Here is a 21,013-nt window from a genome sequence, read left to right as displayed (position 1 = left end):
GCCGTGTTCGCCGCGGTTCGCGGCACGTCGTGCCGCCTTGGTCCGCGAGGAACCAGGTAGATACACATCCGGGATGGTGCCTTCAGTCTACCGGGCGTGCCTGGCCGGAGTCTGGGCGCCGTCACCCGGCGACGGGGATCCAGACGCGCATCGTCGACGGTCCGCGCTCGGCCCACTCGTGATACGGCACGAGCGGCACCTCGGCGGCCGAGGCATCCGCCCCCTCCACGGCCTCGCCATACGGCCACCGGGCGTCCACGACGGGCACCCGCATGACCGTCACCCATACGCGGCCGTCTCGCTCGATCGGCTCGGCGCCCGGCGCGAGGGCGACCAGGCCGACGTCGTCCACGCCCGCCGGACCGAGATCGGTCGACTCGAGCGCGAGGACCTCGGGGCCGCGTTCGATCGCGACGCACCCGCGCACCGCGTCGATGCGCGCGTCGGGCGCCGTCACCCGCGGGGCCATCGGCAGCTCGAGGTGGACGACGTCGCCGGCGCGGAAGGCGTGGCGGATCTCCACCATTCCCGGTTCGACCGGACGCTGCTGCACGAAGTCGGCCGTCACGATCCGCAGGCTGGAGCCCGCCGCCCACGACGGGATGCGCACGCTGAGCGTCCACGGCTGGTCGGCGTCGGTGGTGTGGGTGATCGTCACGCTCCCGTTCGCGGGGTACTCCGTCTCGACGTCGAACCCGACCATGCGGCCGTCGTCGAGCGTCGTTCGCACGGTCGACGGCGCGTACTGGTGCAGCTGGACGCCGTCGGAGTCCGCCGTGGCGATGTAGGCGTCGAGGCTCGCGAGCGTGCGTGCGACGTTGGGTGGGCAGCACGACACCTCGAACCACGGGGCCCGCAGCGACGACGAGGCGCGGGGCGACGTCCCGTCCGCGTCGGCCTCCACGCCTGGCACGCGCTGATGCAGGGTGTTGGCGTAGTAGAACGAGCGGCCGTCCGGGGCCGGTGAGGTCGCGACCACGTTGAAGAGGGTGCGCTCGATGAGGTCGGCGTGCCGCGGATCGGCGCCGGCGAGCAGCAGGCGCCACGTGAACATGATCGAGCCGATTCCCGCGCAGGTCTCCGAGTAGGCCCGGTCGGGCGGCAGCTCCCAATCCTCGCCGAACGCCTCGTCCTGGTGGTGGGATCCCTGGCCGCCCGTGATGTACGTGCGACGCGCGACGGTGCGCTCCCACTGGCGGCGCAGGGCCTTCTGGAGCTCGTTGTCGCCGGTGTCGACGGCGACGTCCATCGCGCCCGCCGAGAGGTAGTTGGCCCGCACCGCGTGCCCTCGCAGCACGGTGGCTTCGCGGACCGGGAGGTCGTCCTGGTAGTACTTGCGCCCCCACTCGATGTCGCGGAGCGTCCCGCGGCCGTGCCGCTCGACGAACAGCCGAGCCTGAGCGAGGTACCGCCGGTCTCCGGTCACGCGAGCGAGCTCCGCGAGGCCGACCTCGATCTCGGCGTGGCCGCAGACCGCATCGCGCCCTTCGATGCCGAACTCGTCGCACACGAGGTCGGCGGCGCGCCGCGCGATCCCCAGCAGCCCGTCGTCGGCACCCGGCCGCGTGCGCTCGCGCGCGACAGCGGCCTGGAAGAGGTGACCCAGGCAGTACAGCTCGTGGCCCCACTCGAGGTCGGACCACCGGGCGCCCTGGCCGCGGCGGCCGAACATCGTGTTCAGGTAGCCGTCCTCCTCCTGCGCCGGGGCCACGCGGGCCACCACGTCGCGGAAGCGCTGCTCGAGCGCCACGTCGTCGGTGCGGCCGATTTCCCACGCGAGGCCCTCGAGGTATTTGTAGATCTCCGAGTCGGAGAACTCGCGTCCACGCCGTCCGGCGGGCAGGCCCCCCGAGGCAGCGAGGTCGAAGTTGGGCAGCCAGCCCTCCGTCTCCAGTCGGCCGCCGATGTGATCGAGCGTGTTGCTGCCGTTCACGGCCTGCCGCTCGCCCCAGAACCCGCCGGTGATCCGGACGTCGCCGAGACCGAGCGGCCGCAGCTTGCCGCGTGTCGGAACGGCCGGCGCCTGCGGCGCCGGGCTGATCGTGTGAATGGTCATCCCTTGAAAGCTCCCGACATGAATCCGCGGACGTAGTGGCGCTGAAGCACCAGGAAGAGGACGATGCACGGGAGTGCCAGCACCACGACTCCCGCCTCGGTGGCGCCGTAGTCGATGACGCCCATCACCTGACCGCGGAGGTTGGCCACCGCGAGCGGCAGCGTCATGCGGTTGGTGTCGTTGATGAGGATCAGCGGCGCGATGAAGTCGTTCCACGCCGTGAGGAAGGCGAAGAGGCCCACGGTGATGAGGCCCGGCTTGACGGCGGGCAGGAGCACGCGCCACAGCGCGGTGAAGCTGTTGCAGCCGTCGACGAGCGCGGCTTCGTCGAGCTCCCGCGGGATCGACTCGAAGGAGATGCGCATCATGAACATCGAGAACGGCAGCTGGAACATCGTGAGCACGAGCGCCACGCCGAGCAGCGAGTTCTGCAGGCCGATGGCGTTGAGGATCACGTACAGCGGGATCAGGAGGGTCGCGTACGGCACCATCAGGATCGCGAGCACCAGCAGGAACAGCAGATTCTTGCCGGGGAACTGGAACCTCGCGAACGCGTAGCCCCCGAGGAACGAGACGACGAGCGTGAGGGCGACGGTCACCAGCGACACGAACAGGGAGTTGCCCAGGTAGACCCAGATCCCTGCCTGGAAGTTCGCGAGTGACACGTAGTTGCCGAAGCCCCAGCCGTCGGTCTGCGCCGATCCGGCCTGCGGGCTGAACGACGAGACGGTCGTCCACACCAGCGGGTAGAGGAAGATGATCGCCAGCGCGGCGGTGAAGATCCCGTAGGGGATGCCCCACACGAGCCGTGCGGTGCGCCGACGCGAGATCCTCGGCGTGCCCTTCAGGTTCGGGGCGACGATCGTGCGGGTGGACGTGGTGTCTTCCGTGAGGGTCATGTCACGCCTCCTCGGGACGGTTGAACGCGCGCAGCTGCACGACATTGATGACGATGAGGGCGCCGAGCACGATGACAGAGAGGGCTGCGGCGATGCCCAGGTTGTTCTGGCCCTGGAAGGCGATGTTGTAGATCAGCTGGACGATCGTCATCGTGCTGTTGTCGGGGCCGCCCTTGGTGAGGATGTAGAACTGGTCGAACGCCAGCAGGGAACCCGTGACGCAGAGCACGATCGTGAGCGCGAAGGTCGGGCGCAGGAGCGGGACGGTGATGTCGCGGAACGTCTGCCAGCGGGATGCCCCGTCGATGCGCGCCGCCTCGAAGACGTCCTCGGGGATGCCCTGCAGGCCGACGAGCATGAGCAGCATGTAGAAGCCCGCATAGCGCCACACGATGAGGAAGACCGTCGACCAGAGTGCGCCCTCCGGCGTGCCGAGGAAGGTGAATCCCCACGTCTCCATGAGATCGGCGAACGGGCCGGCGAACGGCGAGTACAGGACGTAGAAGAGGAGGGATGCCGACGCCAGGCCCAGCGCGCTGGGGATGAGGAAAGACGTGCGGAGGAAGCCCTTCCAGGCCGTCGACTCCTGCACCAGGAGCGCGAGACCCAGGCCCAGTCCGACCAGCAGGACCGTCGTGATGATCGTGTACTGGATCGTGAAGCGGATCGAGTCCCAGAACAGGCGGTGGTCGACCGCGTCGACGTAGTTGTCGGGGAGGTTCCATCCCATGTTGCCGCGCAGGAGCGGCCAGTCCGACCCCGACATCTGGAGGACGAGCACCAGGGGGATGAGGAACAGCGCGACGACGAAGATCGCGGTGGGTGCCGCATAGAGCCAGCCCTGGATCGGGCCGCCCAGCGGGCTTCGGCTTCGGGCGCGTCCGCGTCCGGCGCGTCGGACTGAGGTGGAGAAGGCCACGTCGTCGCTCCTTGGGAATGAGACGGCGGGGTACGCTGCCGGGCAGCGCACCCCGCCGGCGGAAGGGTCTACTGACTGAGGACCGCGGTGATCTCGTCGTTGTCCGCGTCGACGGACGTGCCGTCGCCGAGGACCGCGTTGCGGACCAACGTGATCCACGGGCTGCCCGGGGCGTTGTACGCCTGCTGGAAGTTCAGCGCCACGGGGGTGTCGCCCTGAGCGGCGACCTCGTTGATCGTGACTAGGCGGGGGTCCTGCGCGGCGTACTCGTTGTCGGCGAGGTCGGACCGCGAGACCGCGTTGCCGTCCTTCGCCAGCACCTCGACCTGCGCGTCCTCCGACATCATCCACTGCAGGAAGTTCCACGCCTGCGGAGACTGCTGCGAGTCCTTCGAGATGCCGATGCCGTCGCCGCCGACGAACGTCGAGACGCCGCCGTCGACGCCGGGGATGCCGGCGACGCCCGCGTCGAACTCGAGCGCCGACAGCAGGGTGGCCGGGTACGGCATGACGCCGACGTTGCCCTCCTGGAAGCCGGCCACCCATGTGGCCCCGGTCTCGTCGGCCGAACCCGGCGCGACGGCGCCGTAGTCCTCGAGGTCGGCCCACGTGGAGTAGACCTCCTTGGCGGTGTCGCTCGCGAGCAGCGCCTCGGTTCCCTCGTCGTTCATCACCTGGTCGCCCGAGGCCCAGATCGACGGGAACCAGGTGAAGACGAGGCATCCGCCGCAGTTGAGGCCGGTCGAGGTGCCGGACACGCCGTCCTTGCCCAGGTCTTGGACGGCCTTGGCCGCCTCGGCGAACTCGGCGAGCGTCTCGGGTGCCTTCTCGGGGTCGAGTCCCGCCTCGGCGAAGAGCTCCTTGTTCCACATCAGCATGGAGAGATCGAGGACGAAGGGGAGCACGTGCTCGGCGCCTTCGTAGGTGCCGGCGCTGAGGTGGCCCTTGTTGATCTCGTCCTTGTAGTCGAGGCCGTCGATCTGCTCGCTGATGTCGGCGAACAGTCCCTGCTGGACCCAGTTGGGCACGTACACGATGTCGGCGGCGAACAGGTCGGGCAGCCCGCTGGACCCGGCGGCGGCGCCGACCTTGGCGACGTAGTCGTCGTTGGGGACGACGGTCAGCTCGACCTGGTTCTCGTGGCTTGCGTTGTACGCCTCGACCAGCAGCTTGGCCTGGCGCTCCATGGGGGCGCGGGTCCACAGCGTCAGCGTCGAGCCGTCGTCCACACCCTCGGCGGGGATGGACTCGGCGGGAGCGGGCGACCCGCTGTTTCCAGCGCAGGCGGTGAGGCTGCCGACGAGGGCGCCAGCCGCCACGATGGCCGTGGCCGCACGCAGTGCGACTCGGCGTCGGGGGGTGAACATGCAGTTGTCTCCTCTAGCTCTTCTTCGAGCGGATGACGCCGACCCCAGGTCGGCACCGCTGTGGTGGTGCGTGGCGGATTCGAAATCTACGAAATCCCTTTCGGTAAGTTATCGTGTGTATCGCCGAGTGGTCAAGTAGCCTCTCCGATAACCTTTCCGCAGCAAGGAGGCGAACGTGACGACCAGTGAGACCGCAGGCAGGGCGGCGACGCTCAGCGACGTCGCCAAGCGTGCCGGTGTTTCCATCGCCACCGCATCGAAAGCGCTGAACAACCGCGACGACGTGGCGGTCGCCACGCGCCAGCGCGTGCTCCGCGCGGCCGACGAGCTCGCGTTCACCCCCAACGCGATGGCGAAGGGGCTGCTCGCCGGCCGCACCGGCACGGTCGGCCTGCTGACCAGCGATCTCGAAGGCCGTTTCATGATCCCGATCCTCATGGGCGCCGAAGACGCTTTCGGTGCCGGACAGATCAATGTCTTCCTCTGCGACGCCCGCGGCGACGCGATCCGCGAACAGCACCACCTGAAGGCTCTCCTCAGCCGCAGGGTCGACGGCATCATCGTGGTGGGGCGGCAGACCGACCCGCGCCCCTCGCTCGGCCAGGAGCTCCCCGTCCCGGTGGTCTACGCGTACGCCCCCTCCGACGATCCGCGCGACCTCTCCCTCACCCCCGACAACTACGCCGGCGGCCGGCTGGCCGTCGAACACCTGCTCGCGTGCGGACGCACCCGCGTCGCCCACATCACCGGCGACCCGTCGTACGCCGCCGCGCAGGACCGCCTCGCCGGCGCGCGAGCCGGTCTCGAGGCGGCGGGGCTCTCGCTGGTGGGCGAGCCGATGTTCTCGGAGTGGACCGAGCATTGGGGGAGGGATGCCGCGGCGATGGTGCTGCAGCGGCACCCCGATGTCGACGCGATCTTCTGCGGCTCGGATCAGATCGCCCGCGGCGCGCTCGACACCGCCCGCGACCTCGGCCGCAAGGTGCCCGACGACCTCGCGATCATCGGCTACGACAACTGGGAGGTCCTGGCGACGAATTCGCGTCCCGAGCTCACCAGCATCGACGCCAATCTGCAGATGCTCGGTCGCCAGGCCGCGCAGCGGGTGTTCGACGCGATCGACGGGGTCGACATCGGCAGCGGCGAGCACCATTCGCCCGTGCGACTGGTGATCCGCGGATCGACGATCCCGCGCAGATGAGCGGCGGTTCCCGCGGCTAGGCTCGGCGCCATGTCCTTCCAGGCGTACCTCGACGCAGTCGAGAAGAAGACCGGACTCACCCCCAGACAGCTCATCGACATCGCCCGCGAGAAGGGCTTCGACGAGAACACCAAGGCGGCGCCGATCGTCGAGTGGCTCGCTGCCGACTACGGCCTCGGCCGCGGCCACGCCATGGCGATGGTGCACGTCATCACGAAGGGGCCGCGGATCAGCGACAAGCACGTCGAGTCCGGCGGGACGCACTCCGACCCGTCGAACATGCTGTGGCTCGACGGCGCCGCCACGAACCCGGCCCGGTGAGGATCAGCGCCGTCGCCACCATCGACGGCGGGGCGAGGCATCCGTCTCCGGCGGCGTCGCAGCCGCCCGCTGCGCTCGCCGCCGCGCCCATGCCGCCACCTCGGCGTCGACGTCGCGCGTGGGCGTGACGACCGGCGGACCGCCGAGGAGCTGTCGCCGCGCGTCGATGACGCGGCCGTTGAAGTCTTCGAGGGCCTCGCGGACGTCGTCCTCGTGGCCGAGCTCGTCGAGGCGGTCCTCGAGCTCGGCGTTCTCGACCCGCAGCATGAGCGCGGGCGGACCGAGCCCGGTCAGCTGCTCGGTCTGGATCTTCCGGCGGATCCACCAGTCGGCGTCGTGCGACGAGCCGAGGTCCGGGATCGGCTTGCCCGCGCCGGGAAGGTTGTCGAAGTCGCCGCGGCGCATCGCCTGCTGGATCGACACCTCGACGTAGGCCGCGCGGTCCACCGCGTTCGCAGCCCGCGCCCGCTCGTCGTCGGCGGGGGCGTCATCGCCGTCGCCACCCCCGGCGAGCTGCTTCTGCCGATAGCGCGCGGCAGCGAGTCGAGGATCGTCGGTCATCGTGCACCTCCGCCGGAACTCTCCTTCGAGCCTAAGCCGACGCGAGCGCGGGGGCGCGGGTCAGCCGACGTGGTCGCGCCACGAGTGGCGCGGATCGAACCCCAGCAGGCGGCGTGCCTTGTCGATCGACAGCAGCGTGTCGTTCGGTCCGAAATCGCGCGCGATCGGCACGTCGGGGAAGACCTCGGCGAGCAGTTCCGCGTTCGGTCGGCTCATGACGGTGTCGCCTGCGGCGATGAGGAAGTTGTCGAAGCCGGCCGGCGCCCCCTCGAGCGCGCGCTGCACCGCCTGAGCACCGTCGCGGGCGTCGATGTAGCCCCACAGGTTCCACTTGCGCAGCCGGGCGTCCTCGTCGAAGGAGGGGAACTCGGCGTAGTCCTCGGAAACCATGACGTTCGAGAATCGCAGAGCGGTGATCGACAGATCGGGGTGCCAGCGCACGAGCTCCGTCGCCAGGCGCTCCTCGAGCGTCTTGACCAGCGAGTACACGGACTCGGGCCGCGGCGCGTACTCCTCGTCCACGGGAACGTAGGGCGGCGGCGCGTCGAACGGGAGGCCCTGCACCGTCTCACTCGAGGCGTAGACGATTCGACGGATGCCGAGGCGAACGGCTGCCCAGAACACGTTGAACGTCGCCGTCATGTTGTTGTGGAAGGTCGCGACGTCGCTGCGAATGCCGGGGGCGGGGATCGCGCCGAGGTGGACGACGGCGTCGATGCCGTCGTGGCGGTCGCCGACGGCCCCGAACGCGTCGATCACCTGGCCGTAGTCGGTCAGGTCGACCTCGACGAAGGACGGGCCGCGAGTGCCGACGACGTCCATGCCGATGACGTCGTATCCGGCCTCGCGGAGCTCGCGGGCGACGACGGTTCCGAGCTTGCCGGAGGACCCGGTGAGAGCGATGCGCATGTGTCCAGCGTGCCATGCCCGCGGCATCCCGAGGACGGAAAGGCGTTTCGAGGAATGGGGATTGTTCTCGCTAACTGTTAGCGCTACCGTTAAGCAGGCGAGCCCGAAAAGCCTTTCGCGCATCGCTGTCACGTCGTGCACGAGGAGGTCACGATCATCACGAGCCGGCGCCTGCCGGGACCGTTCGCGCCCGCCTGCTCGCCGGGCTGACCGGCGCTCTCCGACGCTTCGGCACCGTGCGCACCGCGCGTGCCGAGGCATCCGTCCACCACCCCCGCACCTCGCGGGTCTCTTCGGCGTGCCCGCGCACGCGTCGTCCTCGCCTCGCTCAGAAAGGAAACCCGATGACACCGGAAACGGAAACCGGCATCTCACGACGCAACGTCGTGGTGGGAGGAGGTGTCGCTCTCGCCGGCATGGCCGCCGCCGTCGCGCTCCTCGATCCGACCCAGGCGCGTGCCGCCGCATCGACCGTGAGCGGGGGAGTCTCGGCGTTCCGCGCCGCCGGACCCGTCCGGTCGGCGCAGGTCGTGCTCGCGGGACAGACGCTCGTCTACCCCGACGCCTGGACCGTGCGCCCCTTCCCGCTGACGTCGGTCACGCTCGGCCAGAGCGTCTTCACGCGCGCACTCGACCAGCACCTCGTGCTGTACCGGGCCTACTCGGTCGACAAGATCCTCGCGGTGTTCCGCCGCAACGCGGGGCTCTCCACGAACGGGGCGACGCCCCCCGGGGGCTGGGAGGAGTACGGCCCGAACCCCGACGCCCAGCGCTGGGGGCCGCGCGAATACGTGCGCGGGCAGAACACCGCCGGCGCCGGCGGCTGCCTCCGCGGTCACTACGGCGGACACTTCCTCAGCGGCATCTCGATGGCGTACGCCTCCACCGGCGAGCTCGCGCTGCTCAACAAGGTGAACGCGATCGTCGACGGGCTCGAGGAGTGCCGGGCCGCCCTCGCCGCCCAGCAGTTCGAAGGGGCACCCCGGTACTCGCACCCCGGCTTCCTGTCGGCGTACGGCGAATGGCAGTTCTCGGCGCTCGAGGAGTTCGCGCCGTACGGCGAGATCTGGGCGCCGTATTACACGCTGCACAAGATCCTCGCCGGTCTCCTCGACGCACACGCACTCGCCGGCAACGCCAAGGCGCTGCAGCTGGCGGAGGGGATCGGGCACTGGGTCTTCAGCCGGCTGTCGAAATGCACCCCGGCTCAGCTCGCGCGCATGTGGGGGTCGTACATCGCCGGCGAGTACGGCGGCATGAACGAGGTGCTCATCGAGCTGTACTGGCGCTCGGCCGACCCGCAGAAGAGCGAGTTCCTCGACGCCGCGAAGCTCTTCACGCTGCACACGCTCGTCGACGCGTGCGCGGCCGGCACCGACACGCTCAACGGCAAGCACGCCAACCAGCACATCCCGCAGTTCCCCGGCTACGTGAAGCTCGCCGCCGAGACCGGCGACGACCACTTCCTCGACGCCGCCAAGGGGTTCTACGACATGGTCGTGCCGGGCCGGGCGTACGCGCACGGCGGAACCGGAGAGGGCGAGCTGTGGGGCCCCGCGAACACGGTCGCCGGCGACATCGGACCCCGCAACGCCGAGTCGTGCGCGGCGTACAACATGCTCAAGGTCGCCAGCTACCTGTTCTTCAACGAGCAGAACCCCAAGTACATGGACTACTTCGAGCGGACGGTGCTCAACCACATCCTCGGCGGGCGGCGCAACCAGGAGTCGACGAGCGGACCGGAGAATCTCTACATGTTCCCGGTGCAGCCGGGGGCCCGCAAGGAGTACGGAAACGGCAACATCGGCACCTGCTGCGGCGGCACCGGGCTGGAGAGCCACGTCAAGTACCAGGAGGGCATCTACTTCCGTTCGGCCGACCAGACCGAGCTCTACGTGAACCTCTACATCGCGTCGACCCTGACGTGGGAGGAGAACGGGCTCGTTCTGGAGCAGATGTCGTCGTATCCCGAGGCCGAGACGTCGACGCTCACGGTCAAGACGGCGCCTACGGGCCCGTTGAAGGTGCACCTGCGCATCCCGTCGTGGTCGCGCGGCGCCACGGTCGAGGTGAACGGCGCCCACGCCGGCGTCGACGTCGAGCCCGGCACCTACGCGACGATCGACCGCGCGTGGGCGGCGGGCGACACCATCACCCTGCGCATTCCGCTCACCGTGCGCGTCGAGTCGGCCGTCGACCGGGCCGACATCCAGGCCCTCATGTACGGCCCCGTCGTCCTCACCGCGACGAGCGCATCGACCAGCTACCTGAAGGTGTCGCTGGCCGACCGGCTCGACCTCGGCGGAGACGTCAGCCGGGGCATCTCGAAGACGCCGGCGAACGTCTTCGCGATCGGCAGTCTCAGCTACGAGCCGGCCTACAACGGCCGCGACGTGGCGTATCACATGTACTTCCAGCGCAACGAGCCGACCGTGACCTTCGCGGGTCAGAGCTCCGGCGTCGCAAACCCCAAGCGATCGGGCAAGACGCTGCTCGATGAGGTGTGGGCGCGAGCCCCGTTCGCCGATCGATCCGCCTTCCTCGACGCCGTGGGGGAGGTCTCGTCGGAGTACGTCGCGGCGGGACTGCTGACCTCCCGCAATCGCCAGAAGATCCTGCTCGCCGCGGGACGTGCGCCGATCGATTCGGCCAACTGACATGTCGACGAAGACAGAAGGGACTTCCATGCACACGCTTCGTTCCGGGCGCACCGGTGTGAAGAGGCTCGCGGTCGCAGTGGCCGCAGCTCTCGCGCTCGTCGCCGGCGGCGCCGCCGTGTCGATACCGGCGACAGCGGCGGACGAGCCGTTCAACGTGGCGCTCGCGTCCGGTGAGAACGCGCCCGTCACCGAGGTGAGCTACGTGCCCGGCTGGAACTCGGCGGCGGCGCTGAACAACGGCGTCGTCGGGCCGACGAACACGCTCTCGGCGATGTGGGGCACCTGGGGTGCCCCGGGAAGTCCGACGCAGGACATCGCGACCTACACGTGGGAGCGTCCCGTCACGGTGAGCTCGTCGAAGCTCTACCTGTGGCAGAACCACCTCACCCCGGGGGGTGACTCCGGCGTCATGATCCCCGCGGCCTGGAAGGTCGAGTACCGCACCAGCGCGGGCGAGTGGGCACCCGTGACCGGCGCGAACCTGAGCTATCCGCTGCCGGTGCTCAACACCGCCGCCCCGGTGGCGTCGCAGCCCGTCGTCCAGGCGAACTGGGACGCCGTCACGACGACCGCCGTGCGCCTCGTCCTCGATCGCGTCGTGTTCAGCGGCCAGCGCAAGGCGACCAGCGTCATCGAGTGGGAGGTCTGGGGGGTCAACGCCCCGATCGTCGAGCCCGAGCCCGAGGACCCGAACGCCTTCATCGATTCGGAGGCGGTGGCCGTCCGCACGGTGACGGGAACGGCGCCCCAGCTTCCCGAGCAGGCATGGGTGATCGGTGAGAACGGACCGCTGACGTACGTCGACGTCGAGTGGGCGCCGGTCGCGGCGTCCTCCTACGCGTCGGCCGGCGAGGTCGAGGTCGTGGGCGACCCGGCGGGCTACGACGGGCAGACCGTCTCGGCCACGGTCTACGTCGCCGACACGCTGTCGGACGCGATCGACAGCGTCGGCTACTCGGCGACGATCACGACGCCGGGCGTCGAGCCCGTGCTCCCCGACTCCGTGCGGGCGACGTACGACGACGGCACCGCGAGCAGCGGCGTGGACGTCGACTGGGCCGACATCGAGCCGGCGGCCTACGCCGCGGCCGACGCGATCTTCGACGTCGCCGGTACCGTCGCCGGGTACGCACCGGGCGCGATCGCGACCGTCTTCGTCGTCGAGCCGCTGAACCAGACCGAGCCGATCGTCGCGATCGAGTTCGACTCCGCGCCGCAGGGCTCGGGCTGGTACACGACCGCGCCGACCGTCACGCTCACGGCCGAAGAGACGGCCAGCCCGGTCGCCACCGTCGAGTACAGCCTCGACGGCGAGACCTGGCAGCCCTACGACGAGCCGTTCACGGTCGATGCGCAGGGCGAGATCACGGTCAGCGCGCGCGCGACGAGCGAGGACGATGCGGTGGGCGAGGCATCCGAGACCGTCAAGGTCGACACGATCGCCCCCACCACCGGCATCGACTGGATCGTCGTCGACGGCGCATCGGCGACCGTGACCCTCACCCCGAGCGATGCGGAGCCGGGCTCGGGCGTCACCCGCACGGTGTGGTCGGACGGCCCGGACCCGTCGCCGACGGGCGCGACGAACAACATGTACGCGACGTACGACGAGCCTTTCTCGGTGCAGCTGACCGAGGAGCCCCGGTACGTTCACGTGCAGGCGCAGGATGCCGCCGGCAACGTGGAGGAGCACGTGACGGTCGAGCTGCCGACGCTCGTCGGCGACACGCTCGACTTGCAGCCGACGGTGCTCCAGCGCTGCGTCGCCGGCAAGGTCGTGCTCGCGGTCAGCGTCAGGAACGCCGACGACGTCGCCGCGGACATCACGGTGAGCTCCTCCTTCGGGAAGAAGACCTTCACCGGGGTCAAGGCCGGCGCCACCGCGTCGGTCGCGTTCACGACCCGCACCCTCGGGGTCTCGGGCGGAGAGATCGCCGTGACCGGCACGGCGGGTCCTGACGCGACCTACGAGGAGGACGTCGCCTACCCGGCCTTCAGCTGCGGCTGAGCGTCACCCCTCGGAACGGCCCGCGATCCTCGGATCGCGGGCCGTTCCCGTGCGCACGTCGCGGGGCGCGGGTCAGGATGAGGAGACGGATGCCTCGTCTCCGGCAGCGGCCGGGGCATCCGTCCCCGCCTGTTCGAGCCGGCGAAGCCGCCGGCGCGCGAAGTCCTGAGCCCGCGGGCCGGCGCCGAGCGCGCGGCCGACCGTCGCCAGCACGATCCGCGTCGTCGTGACCACGGGAAGCGGCGTGCGGCGCACACCGAGGAGCCGGCGGTAGCGGCGCGGGATCGTCGCGACGGCGCTCGCGAACAGCACGCGGTAGGCCAGCGACATCGACCGAGAGCCGGGGAACGGCGGCTTCCGCAGGAAGCGCACGACGTCGTCGACGCGCTCGTCCCGCCGCAGCACCCCGCGCTCGAGGAAGCCGTCGAGGCGCCGGCGGAGCTCGGCCTCGCTCGTCGGGGGATTCGCCACGCGCATGAGCCGCCCGGCCGTCGCCCACTCCGCGACGTAGGCATCGGCGCCGCCGGGGATCGGCGGGCCCCACGTCTGATGGCACGTGAGGAAGGCGTCCGTGAAGGCGAGATGCACCCACTCGACGAGTTCCGGATCGGCGGCCGTGTACGGGCGATCCGCGCCGTCGGGGGTGCGGTACGTGCCTGTCACGCGGCGATGGAAGCGCCCGACGCGCGCCGTTTCCTGCTCGGCCTGCGCGCGAGAGCCGTACGTGAGGCAGATCACCCAGCGCACCGTGCCGGTGAGCCGCCCGATCGGATCCTCGCGGTAGCGCGACCAGTCGTGCACGCCCGCGAGCGCCCCGGGGTGCAGCGCCTGCAGCAGCAGCGCGCGGATCCCGGCCACCATCGTCCCCATGCCGGCGTGGACGCTCCACGCGGCGCCGTCCTCGGCGAAGTAGCCGCGGTCGTCGCCCTCGGCCAGCGCGCGCACCCACGGCGGCGTCCCGTTCGGATCGCCCGACAGCGCGGTGAGCAGGCGCGCCCGGAGCGTCCTCGTCGGGGCGGCGCTGGTCGCTGTCACTTCTCCAGCGTGCCACGGGGACGGATGCCTCGGCCTCGCGTCTTGCACCGAGAACGACCGTGGCCCCGGCGTGGTCCGCCGGGGCCTCGGTTCCGCGTCGCGACTCAGCGCCGCGGCATCCGCTCGCTCAGCCGCAGTTCCGTGCGGCGAAGTCCGCCGTCACCGTTCCCGACGCGGCACCGGCGGTGACGGTCACCCGCACCTCGCCCGACGGGATCGAGCCCAGACGTGTGGTGAAGGCGTACGACGCGCTCTTGCCGCCGGCCAGAGTGGCCGACTTGGTGCCGTAGGCCGTCCACACGGCGACGTCGGCCGGCGTGGTGGAGCCGTTCGCGAGCTTCGCAGCCAGCACCACCTTGCCCGCGACGCAGCGTGTCTCGGCCGTGACCTCGACCTCGACGGCCGGCTCCACGGTGACGGTCGCCTCGACCGGCATGCGGGAGTCGTCCTGCGCGATGCCGGTGACCGTGAAGGTTCCGGGCGTCGCGTAGTCGGAGGCGTCGACGGCGTCCCACGTGACGGCGACGGTCTGCTGGGAGCCGTCAGTCTTCGTGAGCTGCACCTGCGGAAGGACGGGGGCGACGCCGGCCTTCGTCGTCACGTCGATCGCCCCGACGGACGCCACCGCGACGTGCGGCGCATACGCCTCGAGCACCTTCTGGTACTCCGCGCGGGTGACCGGGATGACCGTGCCGTGACGCGGCTTGCCCCCGTCGGAGTTCTGGGGCAGGTTGGCGCGCAGCTTCGCGCCCAACGGGACCCACGAGTCGCCGTCGGCGATGTCGTTCGACCCGAAGGGGATGTAGTAGTTCGGTCCCCCGTGGTAGTTCGGCTGGTCGATGAAGAGGAACCAGTCGAGGTTGTTCACGTCACCCTCGTTGGCGGGGAAGATGCTCGGTCCCTCGCCGCTCGAGTAGGTGCCGCCCGGCTCGCCGTTGGGCAGGCCCGAGGCGACGCGCTCCTTCACGAGCGTCCACTGGTCGGCCGGTCCGGTCGGGCCGGGGAGCGTGCCGGTGATGGTGGCGAGGAGGTCGGTCGACTTCTCCTGGCGGAGCGTCATCGACGCCTCGTCCTTGGTGAAGCGGTGGTACGTGTCACCGACCTTGGCCACGGTCGAGTCGATCAGGCCCCGTCCGGTGCCGCGCGGGACGTCGCTCCAGATCTTCGGCTCGGAGAAGGTGCGGAAGTCGTCCGTCGTCGCGTACATCATGCGGTTGTAGGTGACTGCGGTGCGGTCCGCGGCGTTCGGGGTGGGGTACAGGTTCGAGGCCCAGAACACCACGAACGTGTCGAGCTCCTCGTCCCAGTACGCCTCGGGCGCCCACGTGTTGCCGGCGAAGTCCGACGACACCTTGACGTGGCGCTGCTCCGACCAGTTGACCAGGTCGTCGGACTCCCAGACCTCGATGTAGCGCGAGCCTGAGATCTGGGCGGTGTTGAAGCCGCCCGCGAGTCCGTCGATCTTGAGGTCGGTCGCGAGCATGTAGAACCGGTCGCCCTCGGGCGCGCGGATGATGAACGGATCGCGCAGGCCCTTGGTGCCGAGCTCGGAGGTGAACAGCGGCTCGCCGCCGTTGAGCGTGTTCCATGCCAGCGCGTCGTTGCCCTTCGAGGCGGCGAGGCTCACGCGCTCCGCGCCCGCGCCTTCGCCGGTGAAGAATGCCCACACGTAGGCCTCGGTGTCGGCCGTGCCGGCCGGCATCGGCTGCACCTGCAGGCGGAACTCGCGCGTGCGCTGCGCCGACCCGTTGGTCGCCGTGGCGGTGAGCACCACTTCGGCGGCCTCGGCGCCCGCGGCGGGACGCTCGATCTCGACCGTGCGCGAGGTCGCGGTCACGCCGGTGCGCAGGCTCGCGTTCGCACCGCCCGAGGTCACCGTCCACGCGATCGTCGAGCCCTGTGCGCCGGTGGCGGGGACGGAGAAGTTGGTGCGGATGTTCGCGGCACCCTCGATCTCGATCGCGTCGAGGTCCTGCTCGGCCTTGACGTCGTCGGCCAGATCCTCGGGAACCGTCACGACGTACGTCTCGGTGCGCGACTCCGCGCCCGCGGTGAACGTCGCCGTGAGGGTCACGCTCGCGTCGCCGGAGCCCGCGGCGGGTCGGGTGACGTCGGCCGTCGAGCCGGTCACCGCGATCGCCGGGCTGTCCGACGACCAGGCGACCTGCACGCCGTAGCTCGTGCTGGGGAGCGTGAAGTCGGAGACCGCCGATGCGGGCACGTCGACGGCGCTGATCGCGCGGTCGAGGGCCTCACCCGAATAGAGTGCCTGCACGTCGGCCTCGGCGAGGGCCGAGTCGTAGACGGCGAAGTCGTCGACCTCGCCGTTCCAGTTCGCGTCGTTGTAGGTCGAGCGGCCGATGTACGACACGAGCGACGACCCGAACGACGACACGTCGCGGGCGATCGCGGTCTGCCCGATGCGCACGCCGTTGACGTACACGCGCAGCTGGCCGTTGGTGCCGTCGATCACGGTCGTGTACAGCGACATGCCCGCGGGAGTGCGGATGCCGGACGTGGCGGTGTTGGTTGCGCCGGGCCCGACCTCGGTGGTCCAGGGAGAGGACGCGCTGGTCGCGTTGGTCACGACGGACTTGACGTAGCCGCTCGGGTTGGTCGGGTTGAGCAGCCAGTAGCCCGATGAGAAGGATGCGCCGGAGGCCACGGGTGCGCCGATGAAGGCCGCCGCGACGTTCGCCGGGCCCGTGCGGTTGGACATCCACGTCGAGATGGTGAGGTCCTTCTTGCCCACGAGTGGGGCCGAGGGGATCTCGACGTACGCGGTGGTGGTGCGCGATCCGCCGGGGAGGCTCAGCACGCCGTCACGGAACTCGGCGCCCGACTGGCGCACGGTGGCGCTGTGCCCGTTGCCGCTCGCATCGGGGATGGTCGTGCCCGATGCGGCGTCGAAGGTGTAGTGGATCAGGGGTTGCGCCTCGATGGCGGCGTGCGCCGCCGGCGCGACGGCGCCGGTCAGCGCGAGGGCGACAGCCGTGGCGACGGCACCGCCTCTGGTCAGGGCTCGGGCTCGGGTTCGGTTGCGCGTTCGCACGCTGGTCCTCGCTCTCGTCGATGCGCACGGGCGAGGGATGCCGCGTTCCGACGTCGCCGTCGGTGCGGGTGTGCGTCATCGCGCAGATGGTCGGCCGTCCGGAGACGGAGGGTCGGGTCGGTGTTACCGGAAACAATCCTCGGTTCCTTCACGGTAAATGCCTCCTTCGCCTCGTGTCAAGGGCGGAGGTATCGGTAACACTTCACGGTCGTTGCTTTTGGACCTTTCCACGCGCGAGGGTGGTGCTGATCGTTTGGTTACCGCTAACGTGAGCGATAACAGCCGCGTCGACGATGTTCGGCATCACTTGATGGAGAGTGGAATGAGAGTGTCCTCCCGCACCCGGAAGACCGCGACAGCGCTGGCAGCGATCGGCGCCATGGTGCTCGGCCTGGGGGTGAGCAACGCGACCGCCGCCGTGCCCGACGAGGGCCTGCTCGCAGAGTACGTGTTCGACGTCGCTTCCGGCTCCTCGGTCCCCAACACGGCGGCCGGTTCCACCTTCGGTGCCGCGACCGTCCGCAATGTCCAGGCATCCGACTGGACCGGATCGTCCCTCACTCTGCGGGGCGGCGCCAAGACGTCGACCGGCAACTGGGTCGAGCTCCCCGACAACCTCCTCTCGGGAGAGGAATCGGCCACGCTCACTGCCGAGGTGAAGGCGTCGAGTGCGATGCTGAACGGCTTCCACTTCCTGTGGAACATCGGCAACGAGTCCTCCGCGACCGAGTACTTCTTCGCTTCCCTCAACTGCGGTTCGGGTCGCTCCCCGCTCGTCGGCCTCAAGGCGGGCGGCGTCGAGCAGCTCGTGCAGGCGGGCTCGTGCGGACTCACCGCGAACACGTGGGTCAACGTCACGTCGGTCGTCGACGGTGCGGCGGGCACGGCATCCCTCTACATCAACGGCGTCCGCGCCGCCCACGGAGACGTGGGAGCGACCCCCGCGGATGTCGTCGACCAGTCGCTCAACACCATCGGCCGTGCGCCGTGGCCCGACCCCCTCTTCCAGGGCGCGATCTCGGCGTTCCGCGTCTACGACCGCGCACTCACGGCCGCCGAGGTCGCCCAGGTGTCGAACGATGACGCCCAGGCGCACGCCGCCGAGCTGCAGGCACAGGCGCAGGCCATCATCGACGGCCTCAACCTGGTCGACCGCGAGACGAGCACCGACATCGACCTTCCGACCTCCAACGGGCGGGTCACCTGGACCTCGAGCAATCCCGCGGTCGTCTCGACGACGGGCGCGGTCACCGCTCCGCTGGCAGGGGAGCCGGCAGTTCCGGTCGAGCTCACCGCCGTGGCCTCGGTGCGGGGAGTGACCGCCAGCAAGACCATCACGGTGACGGTGCTGCCCTCGACCGAGACCGCCCAGCAGCGCGCGGACCGGCTCGCACAGCGGTTCGTCATCCCGTCCGTCGTGCGCTCGGGCGCGTCGCTCCCCGCCGCGCCCGAGGGCACCGAGAGCGAGGTCACGTCCGTGAGCGGCGAGGTCGAAGTCGGCGAGGCGATCGTGTCGGCCGCCGATGATGCGGTCGACGCCGAGATCGAGGTGACCGTCACCGACACTGCGACGAGCGCCTCCTCGGTGCGTCGATTCGCCGTCAGGGTGCTGCCCGCCGCCGCGCCGCAGCTGCTCGCCTACCACCGCACGCCGACGACGGTGTCGGAGGCGAACAACGCCGACGTGGCGCTCAGCATGCACCTCGCCCTCGAAGACGGCGCCGGGTGGTCGCCGCTGAACGAGAACTACGGCATCTTCTTCCCCAAGACCTCGGCGACGCCGCCCGCGAGCGGCACGACGGAGAGCATCCTGCGGAGCCTGCGCAACCCGCACATCTTCTACCTGGCCGACGGCGACTTCGGCATCGTGGCGACCCGCACCGCCCGGGGCGGCGCCTCGGACGGCACGCAGTCCAACCGTCTGCTGTTCGCGCGCAGCGACGACCTGCTGTCGTACCAGGAGGTCGGACTCGTCGATGTCGGGGTGACCAGCGGCGTCAACGAGCCGGCGGTCGTCTTCGACACCGCCTCCGACCGGTACGTCGTCACCTGGACGTCGGACGCCGGCGCGCCGATGTACACGACGTTCGGCGACCTCGCCGATGCGGCCACGCGCGGCCCGGTGCTGCGCGGCTCGGTCGGCGCGACGGCGGGCGTGGCGACGGCCCCGGTCGCCGACTACGCGAGTGGGAACGCCATCGCGATCACGCCTGAGATCGCCGCCGCGCTGGAGGTGCGATTCGGCCGCGTCATCAACACCGACATCGCGGCGCTCGACGACGTCGAGATCCAGGCCGGCGAGTCCCTCGAGGGGGCGCTCCCCGAGCGCGCGGAGCTGTCCTACAGCGACGGGTCCTCGGCGAGCCGCGCGATCGCGTGGGACGAAGACGCGATCGCCGCCGTCGACACGGCGACTCCCGGAACGTACGAGGTGACCGGCACGGTCGAGCAGCCGGAGTACGCCACGCCGTTCGCCGACGAGCGCGCCGACCCGTCCATCTTCCGGTTCGACTGGAACGGCGACGAGAAGTTCCTGATGATCGCGACCGAGGATCTCAATCTCAACCCGATCGACCCCGCGAACGGCGCGCACATGCCCATCCGCATCGCCGACGACATCGAGGACCTCTCCGACGAGGCGATCCGCTCCGGGCGCAACGTCGAGATCGACCTGCTGCGCGCCGGCGACACGGACGCCGACGGCGGGGTGATGACCGGATGCTTCTGGGCGCCCGAGTTCCACGTCATCGACGGGCGCCTGTCGATCCTCTTCATGCCGTGCTACAACGGCTCGAACGGTCGCCCCGACATGTGGACCGGTCGCGCCAGCATCATCCAGCTGAAGCAGGATGCCCAGGGCAACGACCTGAACCCCGCGGTGCCGGCGAACTGGACCAAGGCGCAGAAGGTGGTGCGTGCCGACGGGTCGATCCTCAACCCGGTGCAGAACATCTCGCTCGACATGACCTACTTCCAGGATTCGGGTCAGTCCTACTACGCGTGGCAGATGCTCGGCTCGATCTTCATCGCGAAGATGGATCCGGCGAACCCGACCCGGCTGACCTCCGCCCCCGTGCGGATCCTCGCCCCCGAGTACGCGTGGGACAACACCATCGCCGAGGGCCCGAACGTGCACGTGCACGACGGCAAGCTCTACCTGATCTATTCGGGATCGACGGTCGGCGACACCTACACGACGGGTCTGGCGACGGCGACCGCCGGCGAAGGCGTCGACCTCACGAGCCCCGCGGCGTGGTCGAAGCTGAACTACCCGATCCAGAAGTCGGGGCTGTTCAACGGCGAGTGGCAGCTGGGAACCGGCCACGGCATGTGGTCGTTCGACGAGGACGACAACCTGCTGTACGTGTTCCACGCACGCACCAGCAACAACGGCCTGACCGGGCGCGACACGTTCGTGCGCCGCGTGCACTTCGCCTCCGATGGCCTGCCGATCTTCGACATGGAAGTGGACGAAGAGGTCGCGCCCGACAACCGGACCGTGTCGGTGACGGTCACGGTGGCGGGCGAGCCGGCGCCGACGCTCGACGTCTCGGCAGCGGTGGCGGAAAGGTGCGTGGCCGGCAAGGTCGTCCAGACGGTTTCGCTCACGAACGATGAGGCATTCGCGGTCGCCGTCTCGGCCGCCTCGCCCTACGGCGCGAAGTCGACGGCGTCCCTCGGCGCGGGGAAGACCGTGTCCTACGCCTTCACGACGCGCCTCCCCTCCATCGAGGCGGGCACGGTCGAGGTGTCCGCGACGGCGACTGTCGGCGGCACGCCGGTGACCCGCACGCTCGACGTGACGACCGCACCCGCCTCGTGCGGGTGACCTGACCCGGCCGCTCGGCGGCCGATGCGACGCGCGCCGCGGGTGAATCGCCCCCGCGGCGCGCAGTCGCGTGTCAGCGCGTTTCGTCTCGCTGCGGGGAGCGCAGCGACGAGACGAATCGCGCTCCGTCGTCCGCATGAGCCCGTCGGGCGACCGTCGTCGGTCGCCCGACGAGTACGCCGCGCACGCGAGAGCG

The 21,013-nt window shown here is 70.1% G+C and carries 13 protein-coding genes; 5 read left to right on the top strand and 8 right to left on the bottom strand.

What is annotated here, in order from left to right; genetic code table 11:
- Positions 1–121: 121 nt before the first annotated feature.
- The 4 genes from HF323_RS07755 to HF323_RS07740 all read right to left on the bottom strand — a co-directional run bounded on the left by HF323_RS07755 (position 122) and on the right by HF323_RS07740 (position 5,241).
- A complete protein-coding gene (locus tag HF323_RS07755; RefSeq protein WP_169581979.1) occupies positions 122–2,056 on the bottom strand; it encodes a beta-L-arabinofuranosidase domain-containing protein in 1,935 nt (644 codons plus the stop codon).
- Positions 2,053–2,955: a carbohydrate ABC transporter permease gene (locus HF323_RS07750; RefSeq protein ID WP_169581978.1), complete on the bottom strand. Its 903-nt coding sequence runs from the start codon at positions 2,953–2,955 to the stop codon at positions 2,053–2,055. The genes HF323_RS07755 and HF323_RS07750 overlap by 4 nt, the downstream gene beginning before the upstream one ends.
- A gap of 1 nt (position 2,956) precedes the next feature.
- The gene (locus tag HF323_RS07745; RefSeq protein ID WP_169581977.1) at positions 2,957–3,874 is read right to left on the bottom strand and encodes a sugar ABC transporter permease; all 918 of its coding nucleotides are present in this window, start codon (positions 3,872–3,874) and stop codon (positions 2,957–2,959) included.
- Positions 3,875–3,942: 68 nt separating this feature from the next.
- A complete protein-coding gene (locus tag HF323_RS07740; RefSeq protein WP_169581976.1) occupies positions 3,943–5,241 on the bottom strand; it encodes a sugar ABC transporter substrate-binding protein in 1,299 nt (432 codons plus the stop codon).
- Positions 5,242–5,416: 175 nt separating this feature from the next.
- On the opposite strand from HF323_RS07740, the gene HF323_RS07735 reads away from it, so the two are divergent.
- Positions 5,417–6,442 carry a LacI family DNA-binding transcriptional regulator gene (locus HF323_RS07735; protein ID WP_169581975.1) on the top strand — a complete coding sequence of 342 codons (1,026 nt, stop codon included), beginning with the start codon at positions 5,417–5,419 and terminating at the stop codon, positions 6,440–6,442.
- 30 nt (positions 6,443–6,472) lie between these two features.
- Positions 6,473–6,763, top strand: coding sequence for a DUF4287 domain-containing protein (locus tag HF323_RS07730; RefSeq protein ID WP_169581974.1), 291 nt, complete (start codon positions 6,473–6,475; stop codon positions 6,761–6,763).
- 3 nt (positions 6,764–6,766) lie between these two features.
- Here HF323_RS07730 and HF323_RS07725 read toward each other — a convergent pair whose 3' ends face one another.
- Together HF323_RS07725 and HF323_RS07720 are read right to left on the bottom strand one after the other, a co-directional pair.
- On the bottom strand, positions 6,767–7,324 hold the full coding sequence (locus HF323_RS07725) for a DUF1992 domain-containing protein (RefSeq protein WP_169581973.1): 558 nt from the start codon (positions 7,322–7,324) through the stop codon (positions 6,767–6,769).
- A gap of 60 nt (positions 7,325–7,384) precedes the next feature.
- Positions 7,385–8,233, bottom strand: coding sequence for an NAD(P)-dependent oxidoreductase (locus HF323_RS07720; RefSeq protein ID WP_169581972.1), 849 nt, complete (start codon positions 8,231–8,233; stop codon positions 7,385–7,387).
- A 344-nt stretch (positions 8,234–8,577) separates the two neighbouring features.
- Between HF323_RS07720 and HF323_RS07715 the strand changes: the two genes are divergently transcribed.
- The gene (locus HF323_RS07715) at positions 8,578–10,890 is read left to right on the top strand and encodes a beta-L-arabinofuranosidase domain-containing protein (RefSeq protein ID WP_169581971.1); all 2,313 of its coding nucleotides are present in this window, start codon (positions 8,578–8,580) and stop codon (positions 10,888–10,890) included.
- A 28-nt stretch (positions 10,891–10,918) separates the two neighbouring features.
- Positions 10,919–12,901, top strand: a complete 1,983-nt coding sequence (locus HF323_RS07710; protein ID WP_169581970.1) for an Ig-like domain-containing protein — start codon at positions 10,919–10,921, stop codon at positions 12,899–12,901.
- Between the two features lie 72 nt (positions 12,902–12,973).
- Here HF323_RS07710 and HF323_RS07705 read toward each other — a convergent pair whose 3' ends face one another.
- Both HF323_RS07705 and HF323_RS07700 read right to left on the bottom strand, forming a co-directional pair.
- Complete coding sequence (locus HF323_RS07705; protein WP_169581969.1) at positions 12,974–13,936, bottom strand: oxygenase MpaB family protein; 963 nt, start codon at positions 13,934–13,936, stop codon at positions 12,974–12,976.
- 127 nt (positions 13,937–14,063) lie between these two features.
- Complete coding sequence (locus tag HF323_RS07700) at positions 14,064–16,988, bottom strand: immunoglobulin-like domain-containing protein (protein WP_169581968.1); 2,925 nt, start codon at positions 16,986–16,988, stop codon at positions 14,064–14,066.
- 322 nt (positions 16,989–17,310) lie between these two features.
- On the opposite strand from HF323_RS07700, the gene HF323_RS07695 reads away from it, so the two are divergent.
- Positions 17,311–20,817: a family 43 glycosylhydrolase gene (locus HF323_RS07695; RefSeq protein ID WP_169581967.1), complete on the top strand. Its 3,507-nt coding sequence runs from the start codon at positions 17,311–17,313 to the stop codon at positions 20,815–20,817.
- Positions 20,818–21,013 lie beyond the last annotated feature (196 nt).

Origin of the sequence: Microbacterium sp. MF43 (genome assembly GCF_012847295.1) — a bacterium.
Taxonomy (GTDB): Bacteria; Actinomycetota; Actinomycetes; order Actinomycetales; family Microbacteriaceae; genus Microbacterium.
Note: the sequence above shows the minus strand (reverse complement) of the source record. Positions and strands in the feature narration are given on the sequence as shown.